Origin of the sequence: Brevundimonas sp. Root1279 (genome assembly GCF_001425945.1) — a bacterium.
In the GTDB taxonomy this organism is placed as follows: domain Bacteria; phylum Pseudomonadota; class Alphaproteobacteria; order Caulobacterales; family Caulobacteraceae; genus Brevundimonas.
Window position 1 is genome coordinate 338,849 of the sequence record NZ_LMEB01000009.1, and the last position, 16,837, is coordinate 355,685.

Below are 16,837 nucleotides of genomic sequence, written 5' to 3' on the forward strand. Positions count from 1 at the left end.
TGCGTGCACGTTCGCCGGTCCGGACGCGCAAACGTCAAGCTGGAGCGAACTGGGTCCCCGCGTTCGCGGGGATGAGCGGAAATCGGGGGCGGTCTCACACCGCCATATTGTCGATCAGCCGCGTCCGCCCGATCTTGGCCGCCGCCAGGACGCGGGCAGGGGCGTCCGCCACGGTTTCAAAGGCCGACAGGTCGTCCGTTCGGCGGATGGCGACGTAGTCGACGCTGTCGAAGCCTGCCGCCAGCAGCGCCTGGGCCGCCTCGGCCTCCAGCGGAGCGACCGGATCGCCCAGCGCCGCCTTGGCGCCCGCTTCGGCCAGAATGCCGTTCAGGCGCCGCGCCACGGCCAGATCGGCCTCGCTGAGGTAGGCGTTGCGCGAGGACAGGGCCAGGCCGTGGCCGTCGCGGATGGTCGGCAGCCCGATGATCTCGGTCGGGATGTCGAGGTCGCGGACCAGCCGGCGGACCACGATCAACTGTTGAAAGTCCTTCTCGCCGAAGACCGCCACGTCGGGCTGCACCTGATTGAGCAGCTTGGACACCACCAAGGCCACGCCGCCGAACATCTGCGGCCGGAAGGCGCCTTCTAGGCCCTCGGCCGGCGCGCCGACGCTGATCGTCGTGGTGGCGTCCGGGCGGTACATCTCCTCGACCGACGGCGCGAACATCAGGTCGCAGCCTGCTTCGGCCAGCAATTCCGCGTCGCGGCCCTCCTGTCGGGGATAGGCGCCCAGGTCCTCGTGGGCGGCGAACTGGGTCGGGTTGACGAAGACGCTGGCCACGACGCGGTCGGCCCGTTCCTTGGCCTCGCGCACCAGGGCCAGATGGCCGTCGTGCAGGGCGCCCATAGTCGGCACGAAACCTACGGTGAACCCTTGGCGCTTCCACGCGCTTACAGTTGTGCGCAGGTCGGCGACAGGGCGGACGATGGCCACGAGTGGAGTATCGGCCATGGTTAACAGTGAGACCTTTCGGCTTAAGGCTGATCGTAAACTAGGCTGCAAACCCCGGCGTGCGAGTGTGCCGCTTATGACGCCGAGCCTTATGATCCGTCCAGTGCTGGTCTGTCTTGCCGCCGCAACCGTTTCGGCTTGCGGCGTCGTCAACGCTGATCCGCACCGCTTCGAGAATTTCGCCGAAAACGTCGCCGCCATTCCGGTCTCCGAGGACCGCACCCCGGCCAGTAACGACGCGCCGGCCGCCACCGAGCGCGCCGAGACAGGGCCTCGGAAGCCGCTCACGGTCGAGGTCATGGATCCGCACGCCCTGTGGGACGCCCGCGACGGTCTGATGCCGGCGATGGCTCCCGCTCTGGCGGAAGCCGCTGCGCCCGCCGTCGTCGAGGCCGCAGTCCAGCGCATCGCGGCCCGCCCGGCCGAGGCCGCGCCCGCCGCCAAGCCCGCCATCCAGGTCCGACCGGCTCCGGCCGTCCGTCAGGGCGGTAACCTGGTCCAGATCGGCGCCTACTCCAGCGAGGCCGCCGCCCGCGCCGCCTGGGCCCGTCTGAAGGGCGGCCAGGCGTCCTGGGCCCTCGAAGGTTTGACGCCGGTCTATGAGAAGGTCGACGTCAACGGTCGTCAGCTGGTCCGTCTCAAGGTCCGCGTGCCGGGCGCCGGCGCCGCCGCCGTCTGCGCCGCCGCGGGCATCGACGACCCCTGGTGCCACCGCTCCGCCTGAAACCCGCCACAGCGGCCCGCTAGTCGTACGGCAGCGGTCCACAGACGCCTAAGCGGCCCGCGTTGACGTGGGGGCGCGCTGCCGCGACTCTCCTCCTGGGGTCGCGTGTCGAGTCGGCGGCTGTTCAGAGGTTGAAAATCCATGGCTGAGCCTACGGTCATCATCGTCGGCAACGAGAAGGGCGGGGCGGGCAAGTCCACCCTCGCCATCCACATCGTCACTGGCCTCCTGCACGCGGGCAAGAAGGTCGCCATCATCGACCTGGACCTCCGTCAGCGGTCGCTGGCCCGGTTCTTCGCCAATCGCGCGGCCTGGACCGCCGGCAACGGCTGCTTCCTGCCCATGCCGTTCGAGGCGGACCTCGGCGACGGCAAGGCTCTCGCCCAGGCCCCGTCCGCAGAGCAACTGGAGAGGTTCGGCGCCGCCTTCTCCGCCTCCAAGGCGGAAGGCGTCGACGTCATCCTGATCGACACCCCCGGCGGCGACACCGTCCTGTCGCGCGCCGCCCACGGCTTGGCCGACCAGATCGTCACCCCGATGAACGACAGCTTCGTCGACTTCGACCTGCTCGGCACGGTCGACCCGGTGAGCCTGGATCTGCTCAAGCCCTCGATCTATTCCGAGAGCGTCTGGGAGGCCCGCAAGCAGCGCGCCATCGCCCTGGGCCGCACCGCCACGATCGACTGGATCGTCGTCACCAATCGCCTGGCGGTGGCCGAGGCGCGCAATCGCCGCCGCCTGGAAGAGCGAATGGAGAAACTGGCCCGCCGCGTCGGCTTCCGCATGGGCCCCGGCCTGCGCGACCGCGTCATCTACCGCGAGCTGTTCCCGTTCGGCCTGACCGTCGCCGACCTGTCCAACGAGGTGCGTCCTGTGGCCGTCTCCCTGGCCCACGTCGCCGCCCGCCAGGAGCTGCGCAACCTGATGCAGGCCCTCGGCCTCGACGGCGGCACGCTGAACACGCCGCTCGAAGCCGCCGCGTGACGTCTTGAGCCTGGTCTGGCTGGCCCTGGCGGCGATCGCCGTCTGGGCCCTGGTCCGTCTGGGCCGTCAGACCGAGCGGCCCGGCCGCGCCCATTGGCGGGTCGCCGCCACCCTGTTCGCAGCCGTGATGACGGCCGGCGCAGTGCTCCTGGCCGTGCGCGGCTCATGGATCGCGGCCCTGGCGCTCGCCGGCGCCGGCGTGTGGCTGAGCGTCGTCTCCCGCCAGCGCGCGGTGGAGCGTCGCCCGGAGGGGATGACCCTGTCTGAAGCACGGTCGCTGTTGGGCGTCTCCGCCGACGCCACGCCGAAAGAGATCAACACCCAGTGGAAGCGCCTCATGGCCCGCGCCCACCCTGACCAGGGCGGCACGGAGGGGCTGGCGTCGCGGCTCAACGCGGCGCGGGATCGCCTGCTCAAGGACTAGGGGCGCCGGCGGAAGATTACTCCTCCGCCGCCGCCGCCTTCTTGGTCGCTGTCTTCTTGGCCGGAGCCTTCTTCGCCGCCGGCTTCTTCGGAGCCGCGGCCTTTTTCGCCGGCGCCTTCTTGCCCTTGGCCGGAGCCGCGGCGGCGCGAGCCGCCAGCAGCGGCAGGGCCGCCTCCAGCGTCAGGTCCTCGGGCGCCGTGCCCTTGGGCAGGGTGGCGTTGATCTTGCCGGACTTCACATAGGGGCCGAAGCGGCCGGCCATGACGTGGATCGGCTCGCCCGTCTCCGGGTGCGCCCCCAGGTCTTTCAGCGGCGCCGCAGCGGCCCCACGGCCGCCTGGACGGCCGGCCCGCTTCTCGGCCAGCAGGGCCACGGCGCGGTTCAGACCGACTTCGAAAACCTCATCGATGTCAGAGACATTCGCGTAAGTCCCCGCGTGCTGCACGAAGGGACCGTAGCGGCCCAGGCCCGCCGTGATCGGCTTGCCGTCCTCCGGGTGCATCCCGACCTCGCGCGGCAGGGCCAGCAGGCGCAGGGCCTTGTCGAGGTCGATCGAGGCCGGCGACCAGCCCTTCGGCAGGGACGAGCGCTTGGGCTTGTCCGCATCCGGCGGCGTGGTTTCCACATAGGGGCCGAAGCGGCCGATCTTGAGCGAGACTGGGGCGTTGGTCTGCGGATCGACGCCCAGCTCGCGGTCGCCGCTCTCGGCCGAGCCGTTCTCGGCGTCGGGGGCCGCGACCGGGCGAGTGTATTTGCACTCGGGATAGCGCGAGCAGCCGATGAAGGCGCCGAAGCGGCTGGTCTTCAGGCTCAGCTGGCCCTGGTGGCACAGCGGGCATTCGCGCGGATCCGCGCCGTCTTCCTTCTGCGGGAAGATGTGGGCGCCCAGCGACTCGTTCAGCGCGTCCAGGATGGCCGTGGTGCGCAGCTCGCCGGCGGCGCTGGTGGCGGCGTGGAAGTCCGTCCAGAACTCGCGCAGCAGAACCTTCCAGTTCAGATCGCCCGCCGACACTTCGTCGAGGCGCGTCTCCAGGGCGGCGGTGAAGTCGTACTCCACCCATTTGGAGAAGAACTGCTCCAGGAAGGCCGTGACCAGCCGTCCCTTGTCCTCGGGGTAGAAGCGGCCCTTGTCCGAGCGCACGTATTCGCGGTCGCGCAGGGTGGTCAGGATGGAGGCGTAGGTCGACGGGCGGCCGATGCCCAGCTCTTCCAGCTTCTTGACCAGGGTGGCTTCCGAATAACGCGGCGGCGGCTCGGTGAAATGCTGCTCGGTGCGGATGGCCTCGACCTTGGCGGTCGCGCCTTCCTTCAGCGTCGGCAGGCGGGTCGAGTCGTCCTCGTCGTCGGCGCCGTCCTTGGGCTTGTCGTCACGGCCTTCCTCATAGACGGCGATGAAGCCGTCGAAGGCGACCACCTGGCCGGTGGCGCGCAGGCCCGTCTGGCCGTCGGCGGTTTCGACCTCGACCGTGGTGCGGTCCAGGCGCGCCGATTCCATCTGGCTGGCCACCATCCGCTTCCAGATCAGCTCGTAGAGCCGCTGCAGGTCGCTATCGAGCCGCAGGCTCTCCGGCGCACGCGCGATGTTGGTCGGACGGATGGCTTCGTGCGCCTCCTGGGCGTTCTTGGCCTTGGTCTTGTAGTAGCGCGGCTCCGAAGGGACGTAGGCCGGGCCGAAACGCTCGCCGATGACCTGGCGCGCCTGCGCGATGCCCTCCGGGCTGACGAACAGGCCGTCGGTCCGCATGTAGGTGATCAGACCGCCCGTGTCGTCGACGCCTTCGTACAGCTTCTGCGCCGCCTGCATGGTGCGCTGGGCGGTGAAGCCGAGCTTGCGCGCCGCTTCCTGCTGCAGGGTCGAGGTGGTGAAGGGCGGCGAGGGCGAGCGCTTGACCGGCTTCTTCTCGATCGCCTTGATCGTGAAGGTCCCGGCGTTGATCGCCTCGCGCGCCGCCGTGGCCATGGCCTCGGAGCCGATGTCCAGGCGCTGCACCCGCTTGCCCTCGTGCTTCACCAGACGGGTGGTGAAGGGCGGGCTGTCGGCGGCCAGGTCGGCCTCCACGGACCAGTATTCCTGGGCCTTGAACTTCTCGATCTCCATCTCGCGATCGACGACGATGCGCAGGGCGACCGACTGTACACGGCCGGCCGAACGCGCGCCCGGCAGCTTGCGCCACAGCACCGGCGAGAGGTTGAAGCCCACCAGGTAGTCCAGGGCGCGGCGGGCCAGATAGGCCTCGACCAGCTCCATATCCAGGTCGCGCGGCGCGGCCATGGCCTCGAGCACGGCGTTCTTGGTGATGGCGTTGAAGGTGACCCGCTGGACCTGGGTGTCCTTGAGGACCTTCTTCTTGGTCAGGATCTCAAGCACGTGCCAGCTGATCGCCTCTCCCTCGCGATCCGGGTCGGTGGCGAGGATGACGCGGTCGGACTTCTTGGCGACCTCGGCGATCTCGGACAGGCGCTTGGAGGCCTTGGCGTCGATCTCCCACGACATGGCGAAGTCGTCGTCGGGCAGCACGGACCCGTCCTTCGACGGCAGGTCGCGGACGTGGCCGTACGAGGCCAGGACCGTATAGTCCGGGCCCAGGTACTTATTGATGGTCTTCGCCTTTGCGGGGCTCTCGACGACGACAAGATTCATAGGGGGAGGTGCGCCTAAGGAGGGCTTTGAAGGGGCGGGAACGTGGTTGGCGCGAGGGCCGCTGTCAATCGGCGTCCGGTCCGGTGGGTGATTTCACGTCGAAACCAGCCCGCCCGGCAGCAGGCTGGCGCGCCCGGCCAGACTGAGTTCCAGCAGGGCGGCGGCGACCGGTCCGATCGGCAGGCCCAGGGCCCGGGCCAGCTCGTCGCGCGGCGTCGGCGTCGGGGCGAGCAGGGCGGCGACTCGCTCAAGCAGCGCTTCGTCGACCTCGCCGGGGGACGTCTCGAACGGATTGTCCGCCGTGGGTTCGCGCAGGGTGCGTAGGGTGGAGAACGCTCGCTCCACGTCCTCCAGCCCCTCGCACAGGATCGCCCCCTGGCGCAGCAGCTCGTTCGGCCCTTTGGAGCGCGGGTCCAGCGGCGAGCCCGGCACGGCGAAGACGTCGCGGCCCTGTTCGCCGGCCAGCCGGGCGGTGATCAGCGAGCCGGACTTCAGCTCCGCCTCGACCACGATCACGCCGCGCGACAGACCGGAGATGATGCGGTTGCGGCGCGGGAAGTCCCTGGCTTGAGCCCGGACTCCGACCGGGCTCTCCGAGACGATGCAGCCCTTCTCGACGATCTGGGCGTAGAGGTCGGCGTTGTCGGGCGGATAGACGTCGTCGACCCCGCCGCCCAGCACCGCCACCGTCCCGGTCGGCAGGGCGCCCAGGTGGGCCGCCCCGTCGATGCCGCGGGCCAGGCCCGAGACCACCACATGCCCGGCCTCGCCCAGTTGCTGCGCCAGGCCCCGGGCGATGCGCTGGCCGCCCGCCGAGGCGATCCGCGCCCCGACGATGGCGATGCAGGCGTCGAGCATCAGGGCCGGGTCGCCCAAGGTCCACAGTAGGGGCGGGGGCGGATCGACCGCCGCCAGCATCGGGGGAAAGTCCGCATCGCCCAGCACCAGCAGCCGCGCGCCCAGGCGCTCTCCGGCCGCGAGTTCAGCCTCGACCTGTTCGACCGGGGGCAGGGCGTGGCCATGCCCGCCGCCGCGGCGGATCAGGTCCGGCAGGGCCTCGACGGCGCGTTCAGCCGTGCCGAACCGCTCCAGCAGTTGTTTGAAGGCGACCGGGCCGACCCGATCGGTGCGCGCCAGCCTCAATCGGGCGAACCGCTCCGTCTCCGGCAGCGGCGCCCCGCGGCTCAAGCCTTCTTGCCGCCGATGCGGGGTTCGGTCCCCTTGAGCAGGCGCCGGATGTTCTCGTGGTGGCGAATCCAGATCAGCACGGCGGTGAAGATCGCCAGCACGAAGATCGGCTGCGGCGCAGGCAGGCCCAGCGCGGCCAGGGGCAGCAGGGCGTAGAACGGGGCGGCGGCTGAGGCGACCAGGGCCGACAGGGACGAGATGCGGAACAGGGCGGCGACGATCAGCCAGGTCGCGCCGGCCATCAGGCCCAGCGGCCAGCAGGCGGCGATCAGCAGGCCGAAGAAGGTCGCCACGCCCTTGCCGCCCTTGAAGCCGAGCCAGACCGGGAAGAGGTGGCCCAGGAAGGCCGCGCCGCCCGCGATGGCGCCCGCGACCTCGTTGCTGAACAGCATGCGGGCGATCAGGAGCGCGGCCGCGCCCTTGCCGGCGTCGAGCAGCAGGGTGGCGATGGCCAGGTCCTTGCGGCCGGTGCGCAGCACATTGGTCGCGCCGATATTGCCCGAGCCGATGTTGCGCACATCCCCGGCGCCTGCGGCGCGGGTCAGGATCACCCCGAACGGGATGGAGCCCAGCAGGTAACCGCCCACCGCGACGAGCGCGAGCGTCCCTACAGCGGGTCCGACCAGATCCTGCACTTCATCCCCCTTACGGTCGCAGCGTGAATAGCATGCCGAGGTTCATGTGAACCAGCACCGGTGCCAGTGTCCGGTGATTCGGGTGCAGGTAAGGAGGTCGCCGCCCCACAGTTCCTGCACATAGGGACGCGCCGTGTATTCGCCTGCGCCTCCCGCGCCCCAGCCTCGGGCGGTGAGCACGGCGTCGGACGGGTCGTGGATCACCGCGCTCCAATTGTCGGCGACGCCGACGGGTTGGGGGAAGGCGACACGAACCGGAGGGCCGGGTTCAACCAGATATCTCACGCCATGCGCTGTGCCTTGTCGTGGAAGTCCGGGCGCCTCCTCCACGACCTTCGCATAGGCCGCCTTGTGGGACTCGAAGCTGATACGAAACCATAGCCAGCCTCCCCACTGGGGCAGGGGAGCCAGGACAAGTGCGGCGCCGGCGCCAACCAGCACTATAGTCGGAATCCAACGGCCGCTTAGCAACAGGTTCGCCAGGAGGGCGAGGCCGACACAGCCCCAGGCGAGCTGAATCATCGTGCCGAAGATGAAGATCGCTTCGAACATCCAATCGGATGCCAGGAGCAGCAGGGCGGCGATTACGAGCCAGGCGCTAACGACCAGCCAGTCCGGACGACCGCCCCTCCATCTCATACGCTAGACCTTCCGAACGCCGCCCACCCAGGTTCCGAGAACCTTGCCCTGCAGGCGCCGTCCGTCGAATGGAGAATTCTTGGATTTTGAGTGCAGACGCTCTGCATCGATCACAACCGGCGCGCCTGGATCGAACAGGACGAGGTCCGCCGGCGCTCCGGCCTTGAGCACCCCGGCGTCCAGCCCAAGCAGGGCCGCCGGCCCGGCGGTCAACGGCCGCAGCACGTCCAGCAGGTCCAGGCCTTCCTGATGGTGCAGGGTCAGGGCGGCCGGCAGCAGGGTCTCGAGCCCGATCGCGCCCGGGGCCGCCTCGGCGAACGGACGGCGCTTGTCTTCGGCCGGGGCCGGGGCGTGGGCGCTGGTGATGGCGTCGATCAGGCCTTCGCGCACCGCCTCGACCAGGGCCTGCCGGTCGCTCTCGGGGCGCAGCGGCGGGTCCATCCGGTAGAAGGTCCGGTAGTCGCCGATGTCGATCTCGTTGAAGCACAGGTGGTTGACCGAGACCGAGGCGGCGACCTCAAGTCCCTTGCCCCGAGCCCGCGCCAGGGTGGCCAGCGCGCCCTCGGTCGAGATCTGGTCGACCAGGAAGCGGGCGCCGGTCTGCTCCACCAAGGCCAGGTCGCGCTCCAGCTGGATGCGTTCGGCGATGGCCGGGGCCGACGGCAGGCCCAGACGAGTGGCCAGCTCGCCCGAGGTCGCCACCGCGCCTTCCGACAGCCAGGGCTCGGCCGGGCGGCAGGCGATCAGGGCGTTGAAGGCGGCGGCGTAGCTCATCACCCGCTGCAGGGTGCGGGTGTTGGCGATGACCTTGTCGACGTCGGTGAAATAGAGGGCGCCGGCCTCATCCATCAGGCCGATCTCGGCCATGCGCTGGCCGTCGCGGGCCTTGGTGGCCGCGCCCGCCGCACGGACGTTCACCAGCTCCAGCGCGGCGCCGCGCCGCTGGATGTGGTCGATCATCGCCGGATCGTCGATGGCCGGGTCGGTATCGGGCTGAACCACGATGGTCGTCACGCCGCCCGCCGCCGCCGAAAGGGCCGCGGACTTCAGCGTCTCCTTGGGCTCGGCGCCCGGCTCGCCGGTCTTGACCCGGATGTCGATCAGGCCCGGCGAAAGGCAGAGGCCGCCCGCGTCGATGACCGTGACGCCTTCGGGGGCCGTGGCCCCTGCGCCACGAACGACCTCTGTGATGCGGCCGTTCTCGATCAGTACCGCGCCCGGGCCGTCATAGTCCGTCGCCGGGTCCAGCAGGCGGGCGTTCAGGATGGCGAGAGCGCTCATTGGCCGGCTCCCTCGCGGCGGGCGGACAGGGCGGCCAGCACGGTCATGCGCGCGGCGACGCCCATCTCGACCTGGTCCTGGATCAGCGACACCGACAGGTCGTCGGCGACGTCGGAGTCGATCTCCACCCCGCGGTTCATCGGCCCCGGGTGCATCACCTTGGCGCCCGGTTTGGCCCAGGCCAGCTTCTCGCGGTCCAGGCCCCAGAAGCGGAAATATTCGCGGGTCGAGGGCACCAGGGCGCCCTCCATCCGCTCCAGTTGCAGGCGCAGCATCATGACCACGTCGCAGCCCTGCAGGCCGTCGCGCATGTCATGGAAAACCTCGCAGCCCCAGCGGTCGGCGTCGCCGGGCACCAGGGTCGGCGGCCCGATCAGGCGCACCCGCGCGCCCATCATCGACAGCAGGGCGACATTGGAGCGGGCGACCCGGCTGTGGGCGATGTCGCCGCAGATGGCGATCGTCAGCCCGCCGACGTCGCCGAAGGCGCGGCGGATGCTCAGCATGTCGAGCAGGGCCTGGGTCGGATGCTCGTGGCGGCCGTCGCCGGCGTTGACCACGGCGCAGCCGACCTTCTGCGACAGCAGGGCCGCCGCGCCCGACGCCGAATGGCGGACCACCAGCACGTCGGGCTTCATGGCATTCAGCGTCGCCGCCGTGTCGATCAGGGTCTCGCCCTTGGCCACGGAGGAGGTGCGCGGGCTCAGCGCCGTCACGTCGGCGCCCAGGCGCTTGGCCGCGATCTCGAAAGAGGCGGAGGTGCGGGTCGAGTTCTCGAAGAACAGGTTCATCACCGTCCGGCCGCGCATGATGTCGAGCGACTTGGCGCCTTGGCGGTTAAAGTCGACGAAGGCGTCGGCCAGATCCAGCAGCGGCGGGACCGTCGCGGCGTTCAGATCGCCTGCGGACAGGAAATGGTCGCGGGGAAACGGCGCCAGCCGCTCGTGAATCAGGTCGGTGACATCGGGCTGGGTCATCGAGGCCCGGCTATAGGGCGCATCTAGGCCAGATGGAATAGCGCCAGCAGCACGGGGATGCTTAAGGCGCTTCCCACCGTCGTCAGGGCCACGATTCCGGCCATCAGCGGCGCGTCTCCGCCCATCTGCCGCGCCAGCATATAGCTGGCCGCCGCACCGGGGGCCGCGCCGCACAGCAGGGCGATGCCCTGCGCCGTCTCGTTCCCGCCGTAGAGGACGCACAGGCCCCACATCAGCGGCGGGGTGACGACCAGCTTGATGAAGGACACGGCGCCGATGGTGATCCTGCGCCGCGCCACCTCGGCGAAGCTCAGCCCGGCGCCGGCGACGATGAGGCCCAGGGGCAGGGCGGCGGCGCCCAGCAGCTCGAGCGTATCGGAAATCCCGCCCAGCCGCGGCACGCCGCCCAGGTTCAGCGCCAGGCCGATCAGACAGGCGAGCAGGATGGGGTTCGAGAAGATCGCCTTGGCCAGCGACAGCGGCGACATGGCCCTCTGGTCGGCGCCCCAGCGCACCAGCACGATGACGCACAGGATGTTGGTCACCGGAATCATGGCCGCGATCACTACCGCCGCCAACGCCAGCCCGTCCGGGCCGTAGACCGACTGGATGACTGGGAGGAAGACGAAGCTGTTCCAGCGGATCACGCCCTGGAAGACGCTGGTGTAGGCTGGGCCGTCCAGCTTGATCAGCGGCTTGGCCAGGAGGGTCAGGGTCGCGATGATCAGCACCGAGGTCACCGACGCCGCCCCGGCCGCGCCCGCGCCGCCGCCCGAGATGTCCGCGCTCCAGATCGCCGGGATCAGGAAGCCCGGATAGAGAATGTGGATCGAAAGCTTCTCGATCGGCCGCCAGGTCGCGTCGGGCAGGAAGTCGGACTTGCGCAGCCCGTAGCCGATGGCGATCAGGACGAAGACCGGCAGGACGCCGGCGAGCAACGCCCCCATCAGCCCCTCAGCCGGTCCAGCGCGCCCTGCAGAATCCAGGCGGCGGCCGTCCGGTCGACCACATTCGCCCGTCGCTTGCGGTTCAGGTCCAGCTCCTCGATCAGGAACCGCTCCACGGCCGCCGTCGACAGCCGCTCGTCCTGGAAGACGCAGGGCACCTCGCGGATCCGCTGCAGATTGCGGGCGAAGGCGCGGCACGACTGCGCCCGCGGCCCTTCGGTCCCGTCCATGTTCAGCGGCAGGCCGATGATCAGACCCGACGCCTTGCGGCCGTCCATCAGCTTCAGCACCGCCTTGGCGTCGTCGGTGAACTTGGTCTTGCGGATCAGCTCCAGTGGGCTGGCGATGATCCGCGTGGCGTCCGAGGCGGCCACGCCGATGGTCTTCTCGCCCAGGTCCAGGCCCAGCCAGGGCGTCCCGGGCGGAGTGGCGGCGGCGAGCTCTTCGAGGGTCAGGACGGTCACGCCTTGGCGGTAGGACCGGGGACGCGGTGAGTCAAAGCGGAATGCGCGCCGACGGGACTGGCGGAACAGCGTTCCAAGTGGCAAAGCTTGGTTAAACCGATGGGAGGGTTCGATGAGGCCAGTGCTGTTTCTGACCGCCTTGGTGGCTCTGGCCGCCTGCGATACCGGCGTCGAAAGCCGCAAGGAGGCCGTTCCCGCCGCCGAGCGGGAAGCGCCGGCCGCGTCCGCAGCGCCTCTGACCGCGGCCGGTCCTGCGGCCTCGCTGACGCCCGACGGCGACGCCAACCTGCAATGGTCGGCCTCGGTGGTGCAGCTCGACGCCTTGGCCAAGCAGGGGACCCTGACCACTAAGCTGTTCGGCACGGCCGGCGGCGATCCGGCCATGAACGGCCTCTATGCCCACGTGGCCTTCTTCGTGTCCCCGGCCGACGGCTGGCGGGTGTTCCGCATCGGCGACTTCCTCGGCTACCGCGTGCTGTCTGAGGCTCCTGGCCGCGTCGATCTGGAGATCGAGGAAAGCACCCACGACGCCGCCAGCGGCCAGATCGGCAGCCGCAAGCGTCGCGTCATCATCGGCTGGGCCGCCCCCACGGACGGCTCGCCGCCGACGACCGTCACGGTGACCCCGGCGCAATAGCGTCAGAATCCTTGTGAATTCGGGCCCGGAAGGCTAATCCCGCCCGTTCCGCTTTCGCATTTGGAGGGCCGCATGGCCATCGACGCTGCGACGGTGCGCAAGGTGGCGCATCTCGCCCGTATCAAGACCCCGGAGGATCGGCTGGAGCCGCTCGCCGCCGAGCTGAACGGCATCCTCGCCTGGATCGAGCAGCTCAACGAGGTCGACGTCCAGGGCGTCGAGCCGATGACCTCCAACGTCCACCAGCCGCTGCGCCTGCGCGACGACGTCGTCACCGACGGCGCCAAGGTCGACGCCGTGCTCTCCAATGCGCCCAAGTCCGCCGACGGCTTCTATGTCGTGCCCAAGGTGGTCGAGTAGATCATGTCCGACCTGACCAAACTGTCGCTTAAAGCCGCCCTCGACGGCCTCAAGGCCCGTGAGTTCTCTTCAGAGGAGATCACCAAGGCCTTCGTCGCCAACATCGACGCCGCTAACCTGACCCTGAACGCCTACGTCACCCAGACCACGGACAAGGCGCTGGAGATGGCCCGCGCCTCCGACGCCCGCCTGGCGAGAGGCGAGGGCGGGGCGCTGGAAGGCGCGCCGTTGGGCATCAAGGACCTGTTCTGCACCGACGGCGTCCAGACGACCGCCGGCTCGAACATGCTCAAGGGCTTCGTGCCGCCGTATGAATCGACCGTCACCGCCAACCTGTGGCGCGACGGCGCGGTCATGCTCGGCAAGCTGAACATGGACGAGTTCGCCATGGGCTCGTCGAACGAGACCTCGGCCTACGGGTCGGTGGTCAATCCGTGGAAGTCCAAGACCTCCAACGCCGACCTGACCCCCGGCGGTTCGTCGGGCGGTTCGGCCTCCGCCGTCGCCGGCGACCTCTGCCTGGCCGCCACCGCCTCGGACACCGGCGGCTCGATCCGCCAGCCGGCCGCCTTCACCGGCACCGTCGGCATCAAGCCGACCTACGGCCGCGCCAGCCGCTTCGGCATGGTCGCCTTCGCCTCGTCGCTGGATCAGGCCGGACCGATCACCAAGACGGTCGAGGACGCCGCCATCCTGCTGCGCTCGATGTGCTCCTTCGACGTCAAGGATTCGACCAGCCTCGACATTGAAACCCCCGACTGGACCCAGTCGCTCGGCAAGGGCGTCAAGGGGCTGCGCATCGGCGTGCCCAAGGAATACGTCGTGGACGGCATGCCCGCCGAGATCCAGAACCTGTGGGATCAGGGCGTGCAGTGGCTCAAGGCCGCCGGCGCCGAGATCGTCGAGATCAGCCTGCCGCACACCAAATACGCCCTGCCGGCCTACTACATCATCGCCCCGGCCGAGGCCTCGTCCAACCTGGCCCGCTACGACGGCATGCGCTTCGGCCACCGCGCCCAGCAGGCCTCGTCGCTCACCGATCTCTACGAGACCAGCCGCGCCGAGGGCTTCGGCAAGGAGGTTCAGCGCCGCCTGACCATCGGGGCCTACGTCCTCTCGGCCGGCTTCTATGACGCGTACTACGTCCGCGCCCTGAAGGTCCGCCGTCGCATCGCCGAGGACTTCGACAATGTCTGGGACAAGGTCGACGCCATCCTGACGCCGTCCACGCCGTCGGCCGCCTTCGCGCTGGGCGACAAGCAGATCGATCCGCTGCAGATGTACCTCAACGACATCTTCACGGTGACCGCCAACCTCGCCGGCCTGCCGGGCATCTCGGTCCCCGCCGGCGTCGACTCGGGCGGCTTGCCGCTGGGTCTGCAGGTCATCGGCAAGGCGCTGGACGAGGCGACCGTGTTCCAGGTCGCGGATGTGCTGGAACAATCCGCGGGCTTCACGGCCAAGCCGGAGAAGTGGTGGTAGATTGAACGAAACCCTCTCCCGTTGGGAGAGGGAGGGGCCCGCGCGCATCGCGCGTGGGAGGGTGTGGGGTTACGCTTCATGACGCCCGAGGCTCAAACCGCGCACGCACGCGACCTTCGCAAGCGCCAGACCTATCCGGAGGCGCTCCTCTGGCAGGCCCTGCGCGCCAGCCGCCTCGACGGTCTGAAGTTTCGGCGGCAGCATCCGATCGACCGCTACTTCGTCGACTTCGCCTGCGAGTCGCTTCGGCTGGTGGTTGAACTCGATGGCGGCGTCCACGACCAGGATGAGCGCCATCTCGACGACTATCACCGCCAGCAGGCGATCGAGGCGCTCGGCTGGTGCGTGCTCCGCTTTCCAAACGCCCAGGTGACCGCAGCATTCCCGACCGTTCTCGCAGCCATCCGCGACCAGGCCAGGCTGGCCGGCGCCGTAACCCCACTCCCTCCCGTCGACGACGTCGACGGGCCCCTCCCTCTCCCGATGGGAGAGGGGATGCGAAAACCCTTCATTCCCAAGCCGCGCCGTCCTAGATACCGACCATGACCGATACCGCCGCTACCAACTCCAAACTCATCCAGGGCCGCACCGGCGCCTGGGAAATCGTCATGGGCCTGGAGATCCACGCCCAGGTGGCCTCGAAGGCCAAGCTGTTCTCCGGAGCCGCGGTCGGCTTCGGCGCTGGACCGAACGAGCAGGTGTCGCTGGTCGACGCCGGCTTCCCCGGCATGCTGCCGACGCTGAACAAGCATTGCGTCGAGCAGGCGGTGAAGTCGGGCCTTGGCCTCAAGGCCCAGATCAACCTGAAGAGCCAGTTTGACCGGAAGAACTATTTCTACCCGGACCTGCCGACCGGCTATCAGATCAGCCAGCTCTTCTATCCGATCGTCGGCGAGGGCGTTGTCGAGGTCGAGGCCGAGGACGGCTCCTTCTTCAACGTCGGCATTGAGCGCCTGCACCTGGAACAGGACGCGGGCAAGCTGATCCACGACCTGTCGCCGACCGAAAGCTTCGTCGACCTGAACCGCGCCGGCACGGCCCTGATGGAGATCGTCTCGCGTCCGGACATCCGTTCGCCGGAAGAGGCGGTCGCCTACGTCAAGAAGATCCGCACCATCCTGATGTACCTGGGCACCTGCGACGGGGACATGGAGAAGGGCAACCTGCGCGCGGACGTGAATGTCTCCGTCTGCCGCGAAGGCCAGTACGCCAAGTACAAGGCCACCGGCGACTTCAGCCACCTGGGCACGCGCTGCGAGATCAAGAACGTCAACTCGTTCCGCTTCATCTCGCAGGCCATCCAGTACGAGGCGCGCCGTCAGATCGAGATCCTCGAGGACGGCGGTTCGGTCACTCAGGAGACCCGCCTGTACGATCCGACGGCCGGCGAGACCCGCTCAATGCGGTCCAAGGAAGAGGCGATGGACTATCGCTACTTCCCCGACCCCGACCTGCTGCCGCTCGAGCTGGAGCAGGCTTGGATCGACGACATCAAGGCCTCGCTGCCCGAGCTCCCGGACGAGAAGCGCCGTCGACTGATGAGCCAGTACGGCCTGTCGCAGTACGACGCTGTGGTGCTGATCTCGGATCAGGCCAAGGCCGACTATTTCGAAGCGGCCGCCAAAGGACGTGACGCCAAGCTGGTCTCCAACTGGGTGACCAACGAGGTCTCCGCCCGTCTGGCCGCCGACGGCAAGGAGTTCAGCGAGAACCCGCTGCCGGCCGCCCACGTGGCCCAACTGGTCGAGCTGATCGAGACCAACGTCATCTCCTCCAAGATCGCCAAGGAGGTGTTCGACTACGTCTGGAATGGCGAGGGCTCGCCTGCCGAGGTGGTCGAGAAGCACGGCCTCAAGCAGGTGACCGACACCGGCGCCATCGAGAAGGCCGTCGACGAGATCATCGCCGCCAATCCGGACAAGGCCGCAGCCGTCGCCGAGAAGCCCCAGGCCATCGGCTGGTTCGTCGGCCAGGTCATGAAGGCCACCGGCGGCAAGGCCAACCCGGCCGCCGTCAACGACATCCTGAAGGCCAAGCTGGGCCTGTAAGGCCCCACAAAGGAGGACGCGCCGTGAACGACAAGGTCGAAATCCGGAACGTCCTCCAGCCCGGCAAGACCTATCGCGTCGACGCCGCCAAATTCACCGAGGCCTCGGCCGCCCTGCTGTCGATCCTCCCCACCGAGGCCCCTGGCATGACCCAGGGCGCCATGACCGCCGCCATGCGCGAGACTCTGCCCGCCGACCGATTCCCCGGCACCACCAGCTCCTGGTGGATGAAGTCCGCCCAGCTGCACCTGGAGGCCGAGGGGGCGGTGGTGCGGGACAAGACCAAGCCGCTGACGTGGCGGCGGACGTGACTTGATCCTTCTCCCCTCGGGGGAGAAGGTGCCCCGCAGGGGCGGATGAGCAACTGTGTTTGTCAGGTCGTGGCTGCTCTCCATTCGGTCTGGTCGCGGAGGATGGCGTTCAGAAGCGTCATCAGCTTGTTGACCAGGGCGAC

18 protein-coding genes are annotated in these 16,837 nt (G+C 69.1%); 9 read left to right on the top strand and 9 right to left on the bottom strand.

The window, feature by feature from the left end; all coding sequences use genetic code 11:
* Nucleotides 1–94: 94 nt before the first annotated feature.
* Nucleotides 95–952 (bottom strand): pantoate--beta-alanine ligase, encoded by an 858-nt coding sequence (gene panC / locus ASC65_RS15230; RefSeq protein WP_056455189.1) that lies wholly within the window; start codon nt 950–952, stop codon nt 95–97.
* Nucleotides 953–1,043: 91 nt separating this feature from the next.
* Between panC and ASC65_RS15235 the strand changes: the two genes are divergently transcribed.
* From ASC65_RS15235 to ASC65_RS15245, 3 genes are all read left to right on the top strand, one after another.
* Nucleotides 1,044–1,676, top strand: a complete 633-nt coding sequence (locus ASC65_RS15235) for an SPOR domain-containing protein (protein WP_056455191.1) — start codon at nt 1,044–1,046, stop codon at nt 1,674–1,676.
* Nucleotides 1,677–1,817: 141 nt separating this feature from the next.
* Nucleotides 1,818–2,660: a division plane positioning ATPase MipZ gene (locus ASC65_RS15240; protein WP_056455193.1), complete on the top strand. Its 843-nt coding sequence runs from the start codon at nt 1,818–1,820 to the stop codon at nt 2,658–2,660.
* Nucleotides 2,661–2,664: 4 nt separating this feature from the next.
* Nucleotides 2,665–3,084: a molecular chaperone DnaJ gene (locus ASC65_RS15245; RefSeq protein WP_056455195.1), complete on the top strand. Its 420-nt coding sequence runs from the start codon at nt 2,665–2,667 to the stop codon at nt 3,082–3,084.
* 16 nt (nt 3,085–3,100) lie between these two features.
* Here the strand turns inward: ASC65_RS15245 and topA are convergent, their stop codons facing one another.
* The 8 genes from topA to ruvX all read right to left on the bottom strand — a co-directional run bounded on the left by topA (nt 3,101) and on the right by ruvX (nt 11,856).
* Nucleotides 3,101–5,725 carry a type I DNA topoisomerase gene (gene topA / locus ASC65_RS15250; RefSeq protein ID WP_056455197.1) on the bottom strand — a complete coding sequence of 875 codons (2,625 nt, stop codon included), beginning with the start codon at nt 5,723–5,725 and terminating at the stop codon, nt 3,101–3,103.
* 93 nt (nt 5,726–5,818) lie between these two features.
* Nucleotides 5,819–6,913 carry a DNA-processing protein DprA gene (gene dprA, locus ASC65_RS15255; RefSeq protein WP_056455198.1) on the bottom strand — a complete coding sequence of 365 codons (1,095 nt, stop codon included), beginning with the start codon at nt 6,911–6,913 and terminating at the stop codon, nt 5,819–5,821.
* Nucleotides 6,910–7,548 carry a glycerol-3-phosphate 1-O-acyltransferase PlsY gene (gene plsY / locus ASC65_RS15260; protein ID WP_056455199.1) on the bottom strand — a complete coding sequence of 213 codons (639 nt, stop codon included), beginning with the start codon at nt 7,546–7,548 and terminating at the stop codon, nt 6,910–6,912. The genes dprA and plsY overlap by 4 nt, the downstream gene beginning before the upstream one ends.
* 42 nt (nt 7,549–7,590) lie before the next feature.
* Nucleotides 7,591–8,100 carry a hypothetical protein gene (locus tag ASC65_RS15265; RefSeq protein WP_156459697.1) on the bottom strand — a complete coding sequence of 170 codons (510 nt, stop codon included), beginning with the start codon at nt 8,098–8,100 and terminating at the stop codon, nt 7,591–7,593.
* 90 nt (nt 8,101–8,190) lie between these two features.
* Nucleotides 8,191–9,468: a dihydroorotase gene (pyrC, locus tag ASC65_RS15270; RefSeq protein ID WP_056455203.1), complete on the bottom strand. Its 1,278-nt coding sequence runs from the start codon at nt 9,466–9,468 to the stop codon at nt 8,191–8,193.
* Nucleotides 9,465–10,445 carry an aspartate carbamoyltransferase catalytic subunit gene (locus tag ASC65_RS15275; RefSeq protein ID WP_056455205.1) on the bottom strand — a complete coding sequence of 327 codons (981 nt, stop codon included), beginning with the start codon at nt 10,443–10,445 and terminating at the stop codon, nt 9,465–9,467. Before ASC65_RS15275 ends, pyrC begins: the two co-directional genes overlap by 4 nt.
* A gap of 23 nt (nt 10,446–10,468) precedes the next feature.
* Nucleotides 10,469–11,392, bottom strand: coding sequence for an AEC family transporter (locus ASC65_RS15280; protein WP_056455207.1), 924 nt, complete (start codon nt 11,390–11,392; stop codon nt 10,469–10,471).
* A complete protein-coding gene (ruvX, locus tag ASC65_RS15285; protein ID WP_056455209.1) occupies nt 11,392–11,856 on the bottom strand; it encodes a Holliday junction resolvase RuvX in 465 nt (154 codons plus the stop codon). The genes ASC65_RS15280 and ruvX overlap by 1 nt, the downstream gene beginning before the upstream one ends.
* Nucleotides 11,857–11,977: 121 nt before the next feature.
* On the opposite strand from ruvX, the gene ASC65_RS15290 reads away from it, so the two are divergent.
* The 6 genes from ASC65_RS15290 to ASC65_RS15315 all read left to right on the top strand — a co-directional run bounded on the left by ASC65_RS15290 (nt 11,978) and on the right by ASC65_RS15315 (nt 16,694).
* Nucleotides 11,978–12,493 carry a hypothetical protein gene (locus ASC65_RS15290; RefSeq protein ID WP_056455211.1) on the top strand — a complete coding sequence of 172 codons (516 nt, stop codon included), beginning with the start codon at nt 11,978–11,980 and terminating at the stop codon, nt 12,491–12,493.
* Nucleotides 12,494–12,565: 72 nt separating this feature from the next.
* Nucleotides 12,566–12,853: an Asp-tRNA(Asn)/Glu-tRNA(Gln) amidotransferase subunit GatC gene (gene gatC, locus ASC65_RS15295; protein ID WP_056455212.1), complete on the top strand. Its 288-nt coding sequence runs from the start codon at nt 12,566–12,568 to the stop codon at nt 12,851–12,853.
* 3 nt (nt 12,854–12,856) lie between these two features.
* Nucleotides 12,857–14,335, top strand: a complete 1,479-nt coding sequence (gene gatA / locus ASC65_RS15300) for an Asp-tRNA(Asn)/Glu-tRNA(Gln) amidotransferase subunit GatA (protein WP_056455214.1) — start codon at nt 12,857–12,859, stop codon at nt 14,333–14,335.
* Nucleotides 14,336–14,413: 78 nt separating this feature from the next.
* A complete protein-coding gene (locus ASC65_RS15305) occupies nt 14,414–14,881 on the top strand; it encodes an endonuclease domain-containing protein (protein ID WP_082526078.1) in 468 nt (155 codons plus the stop codon).
* Nucleotides 14,878–16,383: an Asp-tRNA(Asn)/Glu-tRNA(Gln) amidotransferase subunit GatB gene (gene gatB, locus ASC65_RS15310; protein WP_056455216.1), complete on the top strand. Its 1,506-nt coding sequence runs from the start codon at nt 14,878–14,880 to the stop codon at nt 16,381–16,383. The genes ASC65_RS15305 and gatB overlap by 4 nt, the downstream gene beginning before the upstream one ends.
* 23 nt (nt 16,384–16,406) lie before the next feature.
* Nucleotides 16,407–16,694 carry a DUF6958 family protein gene (locus tag ASC65_RS15315; protein WP_056455218.1) on the top strand — a complete coding sequence of 96 codons (288 nt, stop codon included), beginning with the start codon at nt 16,407–16,409 and terminating at the stop codon, nt 16,692–16,694.
* Nucleotides 16,695–16,837: the final 143 nt, after the last annotated feature.